The following is a 15,974-nucleotide window of genomic DNA, read 5'->3' on the forward strand; positions in this document are numbered from 1 at the left end:
GAACAATATAGCCTTGATTGAGAATAACTGTCAACTATTAATGAAAAAAAATCTCAATAAATTCTGGTACTGAATAAACTTGAGTAGTTGTCATAGTCCGAAAAGAGTATGATGGTTTTTCAGTTCCTATATAATGATAAGCTGCCCATTTCTGGCTATGACTCAACAATTGCTTGTTTATGTCCCACCCCATCCCCTAATCAAGCACTGGCTGGCAGTAGCTCGTGATGTGGCTACACCTTCAGTATTGTTTCGTTCTGCGATCACTGAGTTGGGACGATGGCTAACTTATGAAGCGGCAAGAGATTGGTTGCCGACGCAAGAAACTGTAGTTGAGAGTCCCTTAGCTACTTGTCCAGGGACTGTAATTGATCCACAAGTACCTGTGGCAGTTGTGCCGATTCTCCGCGCTGGGTTAGGCTTATTAGAGGGAGCGCAGACGGTGTTGCCGTTGGCGAAAATTTACCATCTGGGTTTGGCTAGAAATGAGGAAACGCTAGAACCTTCTTGTTATTTGAATAAATTGCCAGAAAAATTCGACCCGGAAACAAGGGTATTAATTACCGATCCAATGTTGGCTACAGGAGGATCTATAATGGCAGCAATGGCAGAGTTAACCCAGAAAGGTGTTGATCCAGCGTTGACGAGGATTGTTTGTGTTGTAGCTGCACCACCGGCTTTGCAAAAATTGAGTGCTGCTTATCCTGGCTTAACGGTTTACAGCGCGACGATTGATGGCACAGTTAACGATAAAGGGTTTATTGTACCGGGGTTGGGGGATGCTGGCGATCGCATCTTTGGGACTTAAGCTAGGATGCAGGGAAAGCAGGAAAATAGCTTAAATACAAAGGAAAGTTGCAGATTTCTTGAAGGCGGTAAAGATATGAGTCAGCGAGATGGTTTTGCTAGTGGCTTTTTGCTTGGAACAATTGTGGGTGGTGTAGTTGGGGGAGTTTTGGGTGCAGTGCTGGCATCTCGACGGGATGGTGTCGAACAGGAAGAGACAGAACTGAATAATGGTTCTCTAGAAGCGGGGAAAATGCCAGCTAAAAGAAGACAGATGAGATCAGCAGCTAATGAGGGTTTAGAAATGGAAGCTGCACGGCGATCGCTAGAAGACAAAATCGCTCAACTCAATGCCACTATTGATGATGTCCGCAACCAGTTGGGGAATGTTAATGGCAGTTCCTATCCATCTTCTGAACGCTCTGTGTCTCAAGATTCCTAAACAGCAGCGGTTTCATAGCGAAAAACCTATTTTGGCAGATGTAGCTGCTAGTTGCAGACGCTATGACACTAGCTCCATTAAAATCAATAAATAAGACTACCTTTGATTTTTAGCAAAAAACCAACCCATCCATGAATTTACTGATTACTACACTAGCAACATTTGTCCAAATTTATAGCTATTTGCTAATTATTCGGGTTCTATTGACCTGGTTTCCCCAAATAAACTGGTATAACCAACCATTTGCGGCTTTGAGCCAGATTAGTGACCCCTATCTCAATCTATTTCGTTCTATTATCCCCCCATTGGGTGGTATGGATTTTTCCCCCATCTTAGCTTTCCTGGTACTCAATTTAGCTGGCAGTTTTCTGACAGGTCTGAGTCGTTTACCAGTAGTGCAAGGATTTTAATTAATTTGTGTAATTCCCCGGTCTTCTACAAGCCGGGGCTGAAGCGTGATGACTACAAATTTTTCAATTACAGGACTTACGCACAAGTCACGGAATATCGAACCACAGAGGACGCAGAGAACACAGAGGAATAGGAGTTTGGGAGAGTTTTTGCGTAAGTCCTAAATTAATCTATCTTCTTACTTGACCGCTAAATCCAGATGCTTTAAATTGCTTGAGCTGCAATGGAGTTGGTTGGTTTGCAGGTACAGAAATTCTTAACTCAAAATCACTGATACCTGGTGGTACTTCAGGAATAGACCCTAAACGGGTGCGGTTTTGTAATATGGGGTCATTGTTGGCATCATAGATGCGTCCAAAGATATCTGCATCATAAACGGTTTTATAAGTGCCATTTTTTGCCTTACCAGTGACGATAAAGCAATTAGCTGCTGCTGAACCATTACTAACGACAGCACCTTGGGCTAATTCTGGTGGACAGTCTTTATATGACAGGTCAGATAGTTGAATTTGCGTTAAAGCTTGAGCGGGGAGAGTAAAAACCCAAGACAGAACAACTATTAAGCAAGAAATGGAAATTAGCGTGAGTGAGCGCAACCGCATAAAACACACCGTAACTTTATTAAAAGTATACGCAAATTTTCACCCCAGCTTACGGAAATTTCTCTGTGAGTAGATTGAAGACTGGAATTTAATTTTGCAATAATTGTAAAAATAGACTCTCACTTGCTATTAGCCTATGAATCCAGATGAGATTGAAGCCGCTTTGCAAACAGCGTTTAGTCGTTGTGATGTAGCAAGCTGTCCTCTCACTGATATGCAGAAACAAATATTGCTGCAAGTAGTCGAGCAAATTCAGAGAAATTCAATTTCTCAGGTATCAAATACTGCCAATCCCTTGGATGAACTGACTCCAGAGGAGTTAGAGGTGTTTTTAGAGTTTGTCAAAGCAGAAGAAGAACAAAACCGCACTTGGAAGGTGCAGTTGCTCAATGATTGGCTTTTGTCCCAAGATTCGGGAAAGGTGCAGTTTATTCGCCAACGCTATGGCTTACAGTGGTTAAATCGGGTGGAATCATACCATTTTGATAAATATTCTTATTTTGAAGAAGCATTAAAGTTAAAAATAGGCGATCGCATTGAAGTTTCTAATGCACTGTGGGAATGGATACCAGAAGATGACTCCTATCAGCGAGAATGGTTTCCCTGTATGGTAATTAAGATTGATGAAATTTGTGATGGTGATGATGTTTTTACCAGTTGCCAGATTCGCTTTTTTAATGGTAGTGAATATGAAATTCCCGGTGTTTATGAATGGAATCGTTATAATTGGCGTTGGCCAAAGAAGTAGACAAAGAAATATTTTACTCTTCCTCTATTAATTGTTCTACAAATCGTTGCACTAAGAGAACTTGAAAAGCATTACCTTCAGGAGTCAGAATTTCTTTTCGCGTTAGTTTTTTCATTACTCCTTTATCTTGCTGGGTGGGAGTTTCACCATAAATTAAACGTCTGAGAAAATCACGGTCATTATTTGCTAAACTAGTCCATAATTCTCGAAAATATGGATCGCCTGTTTCCAAAACTGTATCAATAATAAATTCAACATCTTGAGAAGTTACTTTTGCTGTTGTGGATTCGCGTCTATTTCCTCGAATATCGCGGTTAATTAATTCTACCAATTCATAACACACCAACTGCACTAAATATGGTTGACAGTGAGTTAATTGAATAATCCTATCTACCGCAGCATCTTCATAAATTTCTGGAAATTTTTCCACGGGGTTTAAAATCAATTCTCGTGCTTCTGATTCTTGGAGGTAAGTCATTCTTAAAGCACGAGTATTGATTAAATAATCACTCCAATAATCGGGAAGTTCAGATAATTGATGTGAACCACTAAAAAGTAAAATCCATTGACGTTGATGTTGGATAACATTACGAATAAAATTCAATGGTACACGACTATTTGTAGCTTTTATAACTTCACTAAGTCTTTCATATTCATCCAAGCACAACAGAAATTTTTTATTAGGATAAGTGCGTTCTATTTCAGAAAACCATGTTTGTAATGCCAGAAAAGGTTCTTGGCAAATTTGTTCCTCATTTGGATAAGAAAGATTAATTTTTGTTGGTAGACGCTGGGCTGCTTCAATAATGGACTTAGCTAAATTTTCTGCTAAACCTCTTAAAGTTGTTGCTGATGCTGCACCTTGCAAATCTACTAATAAAGGAATAATAGTTGATCCAATTTTATGTGGTAAATATTTAAGGGCAGAAGTTTTTCCTGTTCTACGTCCACCAAAAAGTAATAATACAGGTGGTGAAGTTGAAAGTGTAATATTTTCAATTTCTCTAAAGATATCAATACGTCCTTTAAAGCGATTTTTAGCTGTTTCTGGATCGAGGGAATTACCAGCGATATAAACTTGAGGTATTTCTTGAGTTCTTTCAGCTTCTTGTTTTAATGTATGTTGTGCTGTTTCCAGAATTATTAACCAGAGTTCTGCCACTTTGCTAAACTGAGTAGTTAATATAGCATTTTTATTAAAAGCTAGGTTTTGTTTAAGTGCTTGTAAGTTTCTAATGGGAATATTGAGTAGTTCGTATTGACGATAGCGAGAAGTTGCTTCATTTGCAGTTATAACATCTTGACTAATTTCTAAAAATGGGCGCAAGATATTATCTGAACCTTCGGGTATTTGTGAAATTCTCCAAATTGGTTGATTAGCAATTGCAACAATATCACTAACCTTTCGACAACGAATAAAAGTATCTACATTAATATCAATAATTACCCTGGATGCTAGTTTTTGCTGATTGGTATAGGAAATTAAATAATCAAGAGTATCTTTAGCAATTTGAGGATGAGTTTTATAAGTTTCCAAAATCATTTCATCCATAAAGGGTAAAGGCAAAATAATTAGTTCATCAAAAAAGGGGGGAGTGTTACGTAAATAAACATCAATATTCTGGGGGTCTAAAACAGAAGTCAAAAATTGGATATACATACCCCATATTTCTGGCAACCAAAAGCAAATCCTCAGCACTCCAACAATGAAGCCTAAGCCAATGCCCATACCAAATGGCAAGTCTACTCCTACCACTAAAGTAAATCCTCCTACCACACCTAGAATTAAACCTCTAGCTATTTCATAATAAACACTATATGCTAGGCCAAACATCATACCAATAGCTACACCACAACTTAAGTTAAATTGTGGGTTTATAAGTATATCTATATTTGAGATTGAAGAAACTAAATTTACTACAATAGCTAAGAAGATACTAAATCCAAAGTTGTATAAATTAACAGACTGTATGCCCATGAGTAAAACTGATGTCATATTCATCATCAAACTCAAATTTTTGGATGGATAAAATATAATTACACTTATTTGTGATAAGGCTATTATTACAATAATGAGAGTAATTTTATGAATTATTCTGTTTGTATTATAATAGCGTCCTAATGTTAGACCAATTAAACAACAAAACAAAACTAAAGAACTACGAAGCCAATCAAATATGTTAATATTATTCAAAGTATCAATCAACCCAACTACTAAAACAGCTAATATTGGAATTACAGTAATTAGGCATGATATTTGTCCAGCATAACGATTCAATTTAGCGTTTTTAGAAAACTCATCTCTTTTTTTAAATGGGTTATCTTTTAATTTTAATTCTGGATGAATATCTTGCAACCAATATTTAAAAGTATAGGGTTTAAAATATGTCCAATATAGTAACCGGAGACATTCACCTATATATGTGAAAAATTTATTTTTAGAATTAGTCATTTTATTTAATTCCCAATTTCTCACGCACAAAATCCCAAACTTCATTCCAGTGCAGCACACCTGCAAAAACCAAAGCCAGCATAATCAGGAAAACTAAGCCAATAATCCAGTTAGTCACATCGTCCACAGTTCCACCAATAAATTTGGCAAAACTACCCAAACGCACCGGTAAATCCCAAACTACCCAACGCAACCACCCCCACCGCTGTCTTTTTGAATTAGGCTTAAAATCAGCAATCTGTTTTTCAAATTGCTCTTTTGCCCATTTAACAGACTTGCTTTGTTGTCGTGCTTCCACTAAATAGTAGCCAGCCAATTGCAAATGATAAGGATGACGTTTTCCCCACTGCTGGGCATTATTCTGTTCATCTATGCTCAAAACTGGTACACCATTAGTTGAGCCGTTTGACAAACGCAGCAGTTGAATAGCGTCATCTGTCGTTAGTTCTTTGAGTTCCAGGGTGTGTCCAATATTGAAGAAGCTGGAAATAAACCGATATTCACTACCGTAAACATCCAGTTTTTTGCGGGAAGCTATCACCAGCATTAAGGTGTTATCATCCATGAGCGATCGCAAATTGTCATAAAATCCGTTATCGAATTCTTGGGGATATTTTAAAAGGCTTTCAAAATCATCCAAACAAAGAACAGGTAGCTTTCCTTCCCGTTCACATTGCTTGATAGCCTCTGAGAATCCTTGGCGATTCAGCGATTTACGCTTCAAGGCATTATTCACCCAGTTTTGCCATCCTGAAACAGAATTCGATAAACCTTGAGCTACAGCTTGATAGAAACCTATCTCTGTTTGACAATTCACATCCCGTAGGGACAGGTAAATTACCACATAACGGTTAGGGTTTTGTACTCGCTGTTCCCAAGTGAGAAAAAAGTGATACAGCAAAGAAGATTTACCAATCCGTTTTTCACCATATATATTGATACTGGTTGGCTGTGCGCCAGTCATCCGGGAAACCATAGCCTGTAACTCATCCTGACGACCAACAAACAGCCTAGAATCTTCAATCATTCCCGCAGCCACAAAGGGGTTAGGGGGAAGAGAACTTTGAGCCATTTTTAAGAAAGATTAATTACAATAAATTTAAGCATTATCACTTAAAATAATAAACCTAAAACTTGTTATAATCAAGCAAGAAAATTTCTGCCAGCTAGGTTATGGGAATTGAAGAATTATTACTACCATTTCGTGAAGAAATATTAAAAATTGCCGCTAAATATGGCGCTTATAATATGCGGATTTTTGGTTCAGTTGCCAGAGGTGAAGCAACACCAGATAGTGATGTAGATTTTTTAGTGGAACTGCAACCTCAATGCAGTTTATTTGACTATAGTGATCCGATTTGATTCATGAATTTTTCGTGGAGGCAGGGAACAGGGAACAGGGAACAGGGAACAGGAAAGAAGGCTTTCAGTGTGTACTGAGTTCTGTATGGCTTACGCCACGCTACGCTATCAAAAATCAAATAGGAGTCCTATATATAGCTTTAACTCAAGATTTGGCAGCATTGCTAGGACGCAAAGTTGATGTTGCTGAACCTCAGAATTTACATGATTTAATTAAAGATAAAGTATTAAGTGAATCTGTCCCATTATGAAAAATGAGCGTTTATATTTGAGCAATATTAAAGAATGTATTGAACGGATAGAAGAATATACCCAAGAACCTATACACAAAGCCAGTTTGACTTCTGACTCCTGACTCCTGATAGCGTAGCGTGGCGTAAGCCATATTCTGCTGTAACATCATTTCACCTCACCAACTGCATCGCATCATTAAAAAACTGCCGACATAAACCTTTAGTAACTAAAATCGTCGTCAACAAATTTGCTACAGCTACCATAAAAATAATTAAAATTTCATAAGATACAGCCTCTAAAGCAGATACTCCAGCTAATAACTGACCACTGGTAAAAGTCGGTATTGTCACCATCCCAATTAGCATCATTTGATTTAAAGTTGGCAGAAATGCAGCTTTAATTGCGTCTTTGCGGTATTGGCTGACTGCTTGCTGGGGTGTTGCACCTAAACTGAGGTGAGTTTCTATTTCTGTGGGAAATTGGTTAATAGCACTGACTAGCCTTTCTCCTGCCACTGCGGCTGCATTCATAGCATTACCAATCAATATACCCCCGAAAGGAATTAAATAACGTGGTTCATACCATCTGTCTGGTTGGATAATCAAAAAGTTGGTATACAGCAACGTTAAAGACGTACTCGCAAAAATTGCTACCCAGACTAAAGGCAGTACCAAGGGAATTTTTTGGCTGATGCGATTTCGTGCGACAATCGCCGTAATTGTGAGAATGATTGTTAGAATTCCCAAAACTGCCCACACATTATTAATAGCAAAGATGAAGTCTAAAACGTATCCTAATACTATAAGTTGGAGGATGGTTCTACCAGTAGCTAAAGCTAAGTTTAATTCTAGTCCTAATTTTTCCCAGGCTGATAAACCAATAGCGATCGCCATTAAAGCCACAGCTAAAACCAAATCCACAAATTCCAGTTTAATCAAATCCGGCATGATCTTAACTCCTTCCTGAGATTGTCTATTGACGAGATAGCAGTTGTTAGTTTCATGAAAACATCAACTGATCATAAAACTTTTACCTCTCTTACCTGTCACCTGTCACCTGTCACCTGTCACCTGTCACCTGTCACCTGTCACCTGTCACCTGTCACCTGCGATCGCCTAAATGGTAATAATTGAGAATTGAAAATTTGATTAGCAAACATCACCCATAAAAGTGTATCTTTTGTATCTCACCATAAAATAAGAATTATGATCCAAAGCGTAAATTCGATCCCAGCCTTTGATATCAAGCAGCAATACGCCACTATTGAGGCAGAAGTGAGTAATGCAGTTTTAGAAGTTCTCAGTTCTGGCCGTTATATTGGTGGCCCTGCTGTAGAAGGGTTTGAAAAACAGTTTGCTGCTTATCATGGTGTAAGTGAATGTGTAGCTTGTAATTCTGGTACTGATGCCCTTTATTTAGCCTTACGTGCTTTAGAAATTGGTGCAGGTGATGAAGTTATTACCACACCCTTTAGCTTTTTTGCTACGACTGAAGTCATTAGTGCTGTAGGTGCAACACCAGTTTTTGTGGATATTGATGCTACTACCTTTAATTTGGATGTAAGCCAAATAGCAGCAGCAATTACACCGAAAACCAAGGCTATTATCCCGGTTCACTTGTTTGGTTTACCTGTGGATATGACAGCTTTGATGGCGATCGCTCAATCTCACAATTTAGCAGTAATTGAAGATTGCGCTCAAGCCACCGGTGCCAGTTGGGATGGTAAAAAAGTTGGCAGCATTGGACACATTGGTTGTTTTAGCTTTTATCCAACTAAAAATCTTGGTGGTTGCGGTGATGGCGGTGCAATTACAACTAATGATAGTGCGATCGCTGCTAAATTGCGAGTATTGCGTGAACATGGCAGCAAAGTCAGATATATTCACGAAGAAATAGGTGTCAACAGTCGTTTAGATGCCATTCAAGCCGTAATTCTGCAAATTAAACTCCGCTATTTAGACATTTGGAACCAACAACGCCAAAAAATCGCCGCCTATTATTATCAATTTCTCAGTCAAATTCCGGGTATAGTTCCACCCCAAGAATTACTAGGAGGAGAAGCCGTTTGGAATCAATATACCATCCGCGTTTCTAGCCAAGAAAGAAATGGTGCAAGTTCCAAATATCGAGACTGGGTGCGGACTCAACTGCAAGAAAAGGAAGTAAGTTCCATGCTTTACTATCCTCTGCCTTTACATCTGCAACCAGTTTATGAACATCTGGGTTATCAACCAGGACAATTACCAGTCTCTGAACAAGCTTGTCACGAAGTCATATCTTTACCTATGTTTCCAGAACTCACACAGGAACAGCAAGATAAGGTGATTTATGCGTTGAAAGACTGTTTAAGTTAAAAGAGGTGACAGATGACAGATGACAGGTGACAGGTGACAGAGTATTGTAGGGTGCGTTATGGATTCATCCTTACGCACCATTATCTGATTTAATTTTCAGAATCAGGATGTCCAGGATTTAAGGATTTACAGGATGTTGTTTGATGGTTGTCTGTTGGTGGTCTAATATCAATTCCGGCTGTATCTAAATGATTAAACAAACGCAAATACAAAGAGTGCAGGAGTACAAGCTATAATAGTTACTTATGCTAATTTGATTTTACTTTGTGTATTTAAAACTTCCCGCCATTCGTCCTTTACTTTTCTTAACAAATTATTGAGAATATTTTTTATTTATCAACGAGGTTGCAATATTTTCAGTCATTTGCTATGATTTATGAGAATTTCATAATTGGGTTTTCATAACCAATTTTGCGTTCTTCATAAATTTTCATCTTCAAACCCTTAATTTATAGTTGTTTCAAGAAATCAGTTCTGAAAAAGATACAAAACTTTATAAAAAAAATTGATGTTACTGGGAAAATTTTAGAAGTGAATTTATCCCGATGGTATAGATAGTACAAATTTATTCTTGACAGATAAAATTATCTGTGTTTATCTGTGTTTTCTTGTACCTTAGTAATTGAAAAAGAAAATATAGGACTGGGGAATAGAATCTTGGCGATCGCATGAATGACGTAATTCCCCATTCCCTATATTTATCTATGCAAATGTGCGAGTATTCGTAGTTGCTAAAGCTTCAACCAAACCACGAACAGCAGCTATCATGGCAATTTCGCTATTGAGTTGGTTAATAGCAGAACCCACACCCACACCAGCAGCACCAGCAGCAATAGCCAGAGGTGCAGTCACATTAGAAATACCAGAAGCACACAAAACAGGTACGGACACAGCGCGGGAAATTTCATAAGCTGCGGCTAGAGTAGGAGCGGCTTTTTCAATCAAACCCAAAGTACCAGGGTGTGCAGGTTGGCTGCTAGTACCACCTTCCGTTTGGATGATATCAGCACCAGCTTTTACCAATTCCTCAGCCAATTGTACCTGCTGATCCAAAGTCAAGATGTGGGGAACAGTCACAGATAACGTAATTTCCGGTAACAAAGCGCGGGTTTGGTGAGTTAGTGCCAAAACTTCCTCAGCTTCAAATCTGCGACCTTGAGCATAGAAAGAATCGAAATTACCGATTTCAATTAAATCAGCACCAGCAGCAACAACTTCCACAAATTTTTCTGGTTCAACTGCGGAAACACAAACTGGCAGACTTGTTAAACTTTTAGCTAATTTAACCAAAGCCGCATCAGCAGCAATATCCACAAAAGTTGCACCACCAAACTCAGCCGCTTTCACGGTAGCAGCAACACTTTCAGCATTGAAATTATTTAAACCGCTAATTACTTTTAAAACACTGCGGTTAGCAAACGCACGTTGCAAATTAGCATTCATAGTCATAATTTTTGTTTTGAGCCTATTGAGGTAGGAATATTTTTACATTACATGAATAATAGATGCTAGTACCGTTGCGGAGAATTAAAAGTTCAAATTTCCTAACATTGCAGAGACATTTCAGAAAACGTCTTAACATAACATCAAAATCATCTCAAATGTCATCGAATCATGAAACTCATCTGCGTTTATCTGCGTGCATCTGCGGTAGTTATTCTTAAAACTTGAATCTATGTAGGGGATGCTGATAGCGGAGCGTGGCATAAGCCACATAAATGCAAAACCTAGATAAATCAAGGGTTACAGGGGTATAAAATACGAATAAAGTGCAAGAAAAAAAAGGATGATGGCATCCAAAACCGACCACTTTTCCAGATTCTATACTACTTCTAAAATCTCCTGAACTCCTGATAGCGCAGCGTGGCGTTAGCCATACTCCTGAACTCCTAGACCTCACGAAAAGACTTTTTCAGCAAACCCTATGTATCTTAATCTTAATTTCGTATAACATCGGCTAAATGCTAAAAATGAAAAATAAGCTCTTGGTCAGAAGACAATGAAGGCTACGGGAAACATAAATCAGCGAGATTGGTCATGGTCTTTTTGGCCTGCACTACCACTTTATCCCTACGGTAAACGACGAACAGTTCGTCGAGAAATAATCAAGGATAGGATTTGGACATTTGACCAATTACATGGCATCCTGTACACCATTGTACCAATTCGCATGACCGTCATCAAGCTAGAAGCAGGTGGTCTTTTAGTTTATGCACCTGTCGCACCGACACCAGAATGTATCCGTTTGGTTCAGGAGTTGGAAGCAAAACACGGTGCAGTAAGATATATCATTTTGCCTACCAGTTCTGGTTTAGAGCATAAAATCTTTGTTGGACCCTTTGCGCGGAAATTTCCCCAAGCCGTAGTTTATGTTGCACCTCATCAGTGGAGTTTCCCATTTAATTTACCATTGAGTTGGCTTGGCTTTCCCGAAAAACGGACTTTAGAAATACCAGAAAATATAGAAAATATCCATCAAAATCCGTTTGGTGAGGAATTTGATTATGAAATTTTAGATATTAATTTAGGACGTGGTGCTTTTGTGGAAGTGGCATTATTTCACAAACCATCGCGCACTCTGTTACTCACAGATACCATACTTTCTGTTTCTGAAGAACCACCAGAAATTTTACAATTAGAACCATATCCTTTATTATTTCACGCCAGAGAAAACGCACAGGATATTATAGAAGATAATCAAAAAAATCGTCGTCAAGGATGGCAAAGAATATCTTTATTTGCAATTTATTTTCGTCCCAGTGCTTTAGAAATTGCGGGAATGAGAGAAATGTGGCAAGATGCGAAAAAAGCTCCAAATCGTTCTGCTCAAGCTTATTTTGGTTTATTTCCTTTTCGGTGGAGAAATAATTGGCAATATTCTTTTGCAGCTTTGTGTGGAAATGGTCGTCCTTTTGTAGCACCGATTTTACAAATTCTCATTCTTCCCCAAGCACCAAAACAAGTATTAAACTGGGCTGATAAAGTTGCAAATTGGGATTTTCAACAAATTATTTCTTGTCATTTTCATGCACCAATTAAAGCTAGTCCGTTGCAATTTCGACAGGCGTTTAGTTTTTTAGAGAAAGAACCATGTTTGAGGGATGATAAACCTTTATTGGTTGAAGATTTGCGATTTATTCAGGAACTGGAAGCTGGTTTGGTGAAGCGTGGTATTGCTACACCTGTGAAGGATAAGGTTTAATTGTCTGAATCAGGATTTCCAGGATTAAAGGATTTACAGGATAAAAACTAGTATTTGATCACCAATTATATTATGTCCGGCTAATTACTGATAATAAACTTTTCCTGTTACCTGTTCCCTGCCCAAACAGATATGATAACTATTCAAACGGACATGATATTACCTATTACCAGATTCAACTAGATGACTAACAACTTAAATTATTAATTATTTGGTCAAAGTATTGTGGTATAAGCGTTTCAGGCTATTTGACAATTTCAGCAAGATAGTATATTCTGTATAAAATAAATTTCATCGACGCACTTCGCCCGAACCTTGAAAACCGCATAACTTCGTTGACCTGTGTCGATGCCTTACGCAGTAAGCATTTCAGACGACAAATTTCATGAATTTGAGAAACTTTTTTCTCGTTTTTCAGAGGTGTGTCGATTGGGGTATTTCAAACCCTTGCCCTGTAAGGTTTTCAGAAGTGAACTCTTTCCAAAACCACTTCCCCGCAAGGGGATGGAAACATTTTTCGCCGACTTTTTTCTTGAACAACCCTATCAACTTTCCAAAACCACTTCCCCGCAAGGGCATGGAAACAGCAAGCCACTGATGAAAACCAGCCCAATGATCTGGGCTTTCCAAAACCACTTCCCCGCAAGGGGATGGAAACTTAACAGAGTAGGACTCTGGTTTTTGGTCGGCTCGGCTTTCCAAAACCACTTCCCCGCAAGGGGATGGAAACATAAATTGTTGACTTATTTCCCAATACAGAATCTACTAAAAATCCGATCTAAAACAGATTCAGTCACCTCTTCTCCGGTAATTTCTCCCAACGCATAAATCGCTCCTCTTAAATCAATTGTCCAAAAATCTAAAGGTAACTGCTCGATAATTGTTTTCTGCACTTGTTCCAAATCAATCTTTGCTTTTGTTAAAGCTGCGGCTTGTCTCTGATTAATCGCTAAATCCATATCAGCAGCTTGCACTTTTCCTGCTTGGACTATTTCTAAAATAGCAGTTTCTAAACCATCAATTCCTTGATTTTGTGCCGCTGCGGTTTTGACAACTTGCTGAATACTTGTTGGATATTTCAAATTTAGAGACGATTCATGAATCATCTCTACAAGGTCAATTTTATTAATTACCAAAATCACTGGACGATGTTTTACCTGTTCATAAATTTCCTGATCTGCATCCGTCCAACCTGCGGCAGCATCAATAGTAAATAACACTAAATCAGCATTATTCGCAGCACGACGCGATCGCTCTACCCCAATTTTCTCAACCTGATCTACTGTCTCCCGAATCCCTGCTGTGTCTAAAACCTGGATAGGAATTCCCCCCACAACTAGCTGAGATTCTACCACATCACGGGTTGTACCGGGTAAGTCTGTAACAATAGCGCGATCGCTCTGACTCCACGCATTCAATAAACTAGATTTTCCCACATTGGGACGACCAACTATCGCTACTTTTAAACCAGTTCGCAATAATTCACCTTTATCTTTTGTCGCTAATAATTTACTAATTTCTAAACTAATTTTATCAATCTCAGCAATAATTCTTTGCTCATCTAAGGGTGGTAAATCTTCTTCAAAATCAATTCGCGCTTCAATTTCCGCTAAAATATCTAAACATTGAGCGCGTAAATTTCTAATTGGTTGAGCTAATTTCCCCTGTAAACCAGCTAAAGCCGTTTGTGCTGCTTGGGGAGATTTCGCACCCACTAAATCTGCTATACTTTCGGCTTGAGTTAAATCTAATCTACCATTTAAAAAAGCTCTTAATGTAAATTCCCCTGGTTGGGCTAATCTCGCACCATTTTCTAAACATAGTTGCAATACTTGTTGTACCGCCATTATTCCCCCATGACAATGAAATTCCACCACATCTTCACGGGTAAAAGAACGGGGTGCTTTCATGATTAATAATAAAGCTTCATCAATTATTTGCTTTGTTTGGGGTTGACGGATGTAACCATAAAGGATGCGGTGACTTGACCAAACTTGTTTTCCCGGTGCAAAAAATAGAGTTTTAGCGATCGCCATTGCTTGATCACCAGAAACCCGCACAATACCCACACTACCTTGTTGGGGCACAACAGCAGTAGCAATAGCAGCGATCGTTCCAGTATGAGCTAATAATTCCGACATGGGAGTTTAGGTGACAGCTAACAGGTGACAGGTGACAGGTGACAGGTGACAGGTGACAGGCGACAGGTGACAGATGACAGATGACAGATGACTGTCAAGTGAACAGCAATAACTGACTTACAAAGTTAATAGTAATATTTATCTAAAGGGTAATAACGCCGTACTTGAGAGAGGAATTTACTGTGGAGCAGACAATTAATTGCGCCGAAGCTTGCGTTAACGGTTGCGTTTTAGGCGATAAATGTCCGAATCTCGAAGCTAGAGAAGCAGCTTCTAAGTTTATTGAAGAGACTTCTTTGGATAAAATGCTGGAGATAGCGGAAGAACGACTGCGGAAAAAAATGATGGAACCGCCAAAATGGGTATTACCTGAAGATATTTAATTATTTTTTAATTAAATTGTATCTGGATCAATACCTAATTCTCGCAGCTTCGCCGCCAAGCGATCGCTGCATTGTTTTTCTTGTTCAGCCCGTTGTTTCTCCTGTTCAGCCCTTGCAAATTCCTGTTTTGCTACTTCTTCTGGGGTAGGAACTAATTCACCTTCCGCAGTGAAAAAGCGTAACTGGTTCTGATCAACACCTAAAAATAACTCTAACTGCTGACTCCATAACCAACCTTGATCATTAGGTTCTATTGGTTGATACTTCCCAGCTAAAAGTACAAACCCAGCAAACTCTAAATTGTGAGGATCAAACCAAAAATATTCCGGTGTCCGAAAAATATCTTGGTAAATTTGTTTTTTTAAACCCTTGTCTGTTCTAGCTGTAGAATCTGATAGCAATTCCACAATTACATTGGGATACTTACCATCTTCTTCCCACACAACCCAACTTTTGCGGGGTTTACGTTCAGTCCCTAACACGACAAAAAAATCTGGACTCCGGAAATGTTCAGATTTCAGTTGGCGATCACTGTAATAAATTGTAATATTACCAGAGGTATAGAAATCATTTCTATTTTGCCACAACCATTCAAGACACTGAATGAGCAGCGTCATCTGTAGTCGATGAAAGTCAGTTTCCAAAGGCGGTTCGTCGCTATCTAAATCTCCTGGAGGAAATATAACATCTTCTGGGATGGGAATTTCTGGAATTTCTTGGATAATAGACATGGTAATCAGTGATTTAGTAATAAAGGGGTTAGCTTGATTAAAATACAGGCAGTGGCATATTATGATCAAAATATAAAATATGGAACTATAATAATCTATTTTATTTCTAAATAAGTTATATATGTT

At 38.6% G+C, this 15,974-nt stretch carries 15 protein-coding genes and 1 pseudogene; 9 read left to right on the forward strand and 7 right to left on the reverse strand.

Going from position 1 to position 15,974, the window contains the following annotated elements; all coding sequences use genetic code 11:
- Nucleotides 1–157: 157 nt before the first annotated feature.
- From upp to A0J48_RS17295, 3 genes are all read left to right on the forward strand, one after another.
- The gene (gene upp / locus A0J48_RS17285) at nucleotides 158–808 is read left to right on the forward strand and encodes a uracil phosphoribosyltransferase (protein ID WP_200325171.1); all 651 of its coding nucleotides are present in this window, start codon (nucleotides 158–160) and stop codon (nucleotides 806–808) included.
- Nucleotides 809–883: 75 nt separating this feature from the next.
- Entirely contained in the window at nucleotides 884–1,228 is a 345-nt protein-coding gene (locus tag A0J48_RS17290) for a hypothetical protein (RefSeq protein WP_200325173.1), read from the forward strand.
- A gap of 131 nt (nucleotides 1,229–1,359) precedes the next feature.
- Nucleotides 1,360–1,638: a YggT family protein gene (locus tag A0J48_RS17295; RefSeq protein WP_200325175.1), complete on the forward strand. Its 279-nt coding sequence runs from the start codon at nucleotides 1,360–1,362 to the stop codon at nucleotides 1,636–1,638.
- Between the two features lie 171 nt (nucleotides 1,639–1,809).
- Here the strand turns inward: A0J48_RS17295 and A0J48_RS17300 are convergent, their stop codons facing one another.
- Nucleotides 1,810–2,241 carry a biotin carboxylase gene (locus A0J48_RS17300; protein ID WP_200325177.1) on the reverse strand — a complete coding sequence of 144 codons (432 nt, stop codon included), beginning with the start codon at nucleotides 2,239–2,241 and terminating at the stop codon, nucleotides 1,810–1,812.
- Between the two features lie 136 nt (nucleotides 2,242–2,377).
- Between A0J48_RS17300 and A0J48_RS17305 the strand changes: the two genes are divergently transcribed.
- On the forward strand, nucleotides 2,378–2,989 hold the full coding sequence (locus tag A0J48_RS17305; RefSeq protein WP_200325179.1) for a hypothetical protein: 612 nt from the start codon (nucleotides 2,378–2,380) through the stop codon (nucleotides 2,987–2,989).
- A gap of 13 nt (nucleotides 2,990–3,002) precedes the next feature.
- Here A0J48_RS17305 and A0J48_RS17310 read toward each other — a convergent pair whose 3' ends face one another.
- Both A0J48_RS17310 and A0J48_RS17315 read right to left on the reverse strand, forming a co-directional pair.
- Nucleotides 3,003–5,441, reverse strand: coding sequence for an ATP-binding protein (locus A0J48_RS17310; RefSeq protein WP_200325181.1), 2,439 nt, complete (start codon nucleotides 5,439–5,441; stop codon nucleotides 3,003–3,005).
- Between the two features lies 1 nt (nucleotide 5,442).
- Nucleotides 5,443–6,513, reverse strand: coding sequence for an nSTAND1 domain-containing NTPase (locus A0J48_RS17315; RefSeq protein WP_200325183.1), 1,071 nt, complete (start codon nucleotides 6,511–6,513; stop codon nucleotides 5,443–5,445).
- A gap of 101 nt (nucleotides 6,514–6,614) precedes the next feature.
- On the opposite strand from A0J48_RS17315, the pseudogene A0J48_RS17320 reads away from it, so the two are divergent.
- Both A0J48_RS17320 and A0J48_RS27085 read left to right on the forward strand, forming a co-directional pair.
- Nucleotides 6,615–6,785, forward strand: a pseudogene (locus A0J48_RS17320) (nucleotidyltransferase family protein); the annotation flags it as partial.
- A 32-nt stretch (nucleotides 6,786–6,817) separates the two neighbouring features.
- Nucleotides 6,818–7,054, forward strand: a complete 237-nt coding sequence (locus A0J48_RS27085; RefSeq protein ID WP_234300988.1) for a hypothetical protein — start codon at nucleotides 6,818–6,820, stop codon at nucleotides 7,052–7,054.
- A 153-nt stretch (nucleotides 7,055–7,207) separates the two neighbouring features.
- Here the strand turns inward: A0J48_RS27085 and A0J48_RS17330 are convergent, their stop codons facing one another.
- The gene (locus A0J48_RS17330) at nucleotides 7,208–7,984 is read right to left on the reverse strand and encodes an ABC transporter permease (protein WP_200325187.1); all 777 of its coding nucleotides are present in this window, start codon (nucleotides 7,982–7,984) and stop codon (nucleotides 7,208–7,210) included.
- Nucleotides 7,985–8,242: 258 nt separating this feature from the next.
- On the opposite strand from A0J48_RS17330, the gene A0J48_RS17335 reads away from it, so the two are divergent.
- Nucleotides 8,243–9,391: a DegT/DnrJ/EryC1/StrS family aminotransferase gene (locus A0J48_RS17335; protein WP_200325189.1), complete on the forward strand. Its 1,149-nt coding sequence runs from the start codon at nucleotides 8,243–8,245 to the stop codon at nucleotides 9,389–9,391.
- 702 nt (nucleotides 9,392–10,093) lie between these two features.
- Here the strand turns inward: A0J48_RS17335 and A0J48_RS17340 are convergent.
- On the reverse strand, nucleotides 10,094–10,840 hold the full coding sequence (locus tag A0J48_RS17340; RefSeq protein WP_200325191.1) for a DUF561 domain-containing protein: 747 nt from the start codon (nucleotides 10,838–10,840) through the stop codon (nucleotides 10,094–10,096).
- A gap of 550 nt (nucleotides 10,841–11,390) precedes the next feature.
- Here A0J48_RS17340 and A0J48_RS17345 point away from each other — a divergent pair.
- Nucleotides 11,391–12,593: a DUF4336 domain-containing protein gene (locus A0J48_RS17345; protein WP_200325193.1), complete on the forward strand. Its 1,203-nt coding sequence runs from the start codon at nucleotides 11,391–11,393 to the stop codon at nucleotides 12,591–12,593.
- A gap of 743 nt (nucleotides 12,594–13,336) precedes the next feature.
- Here A0J48_RS17345 and mnmE read toward each other — a convergent pair.
- The gene (gene mnmE / locus A0J48_RS17350) at nucleotides 13,337–14,734 is read right to left on the reverse strand and encodes a tRNA uridine-5-carboxymethylaminomethyl(34) synthesis GTPase MnmE (protein ID WP_200325195.1); all 1,398 of its coding nucleotides are present in this window, start codon (nucleotides 14,732–14,734) and stop codon (nucleotides 13,337–13,339) included.
- Between the two features lie 182 nt (nucleotides 14,735–14,916).
- On the opposite strand from mnmE, the gene A0J48_RS17355 reads away from it, so the two are divergent.
- Nucleotides 14,917–15,117, forward strand: coding sequence for a hypothetical protein (locus A0J48_RS17355; protein WP_200325196.1), 201 nt, complete (start codon nucleotides 14,917–14,919; stop codon nucleotides 15,115–15,117).
- Nucleotides 15,118–15,128: 11 nt separating this feature from the next.
- On the opposite strand, the gene A0J48_RS17360 is transcribed toward A0J48_RS17355, so the two are convergent.
- A complete protein-coding gene (locus A0J48_RS17360) occupies nucleotides 15,129–15,848 on the reverse strand; it encodes a Uma2 family endonuclease (RefSeq protein WP_200325198.1) in 720 nt (239 codons plus the stop codon).
- Between the last annotated feature and the right edge of the window lie 126 nt (nucleotides 15,849–15,974).

Source organism: Sphaerospermopsis aphanizomenoides BCCUSP55, assembly GCF_001586785.1.
Classification (GTDB): Bacteria; Cyanobacteriota; Cyanobacteriia; order Cyanobacteriales; family Nostocaceae; genus Sphaerospermopsis_A; species Sphaerospermopsis_A aphanizomenoides_A.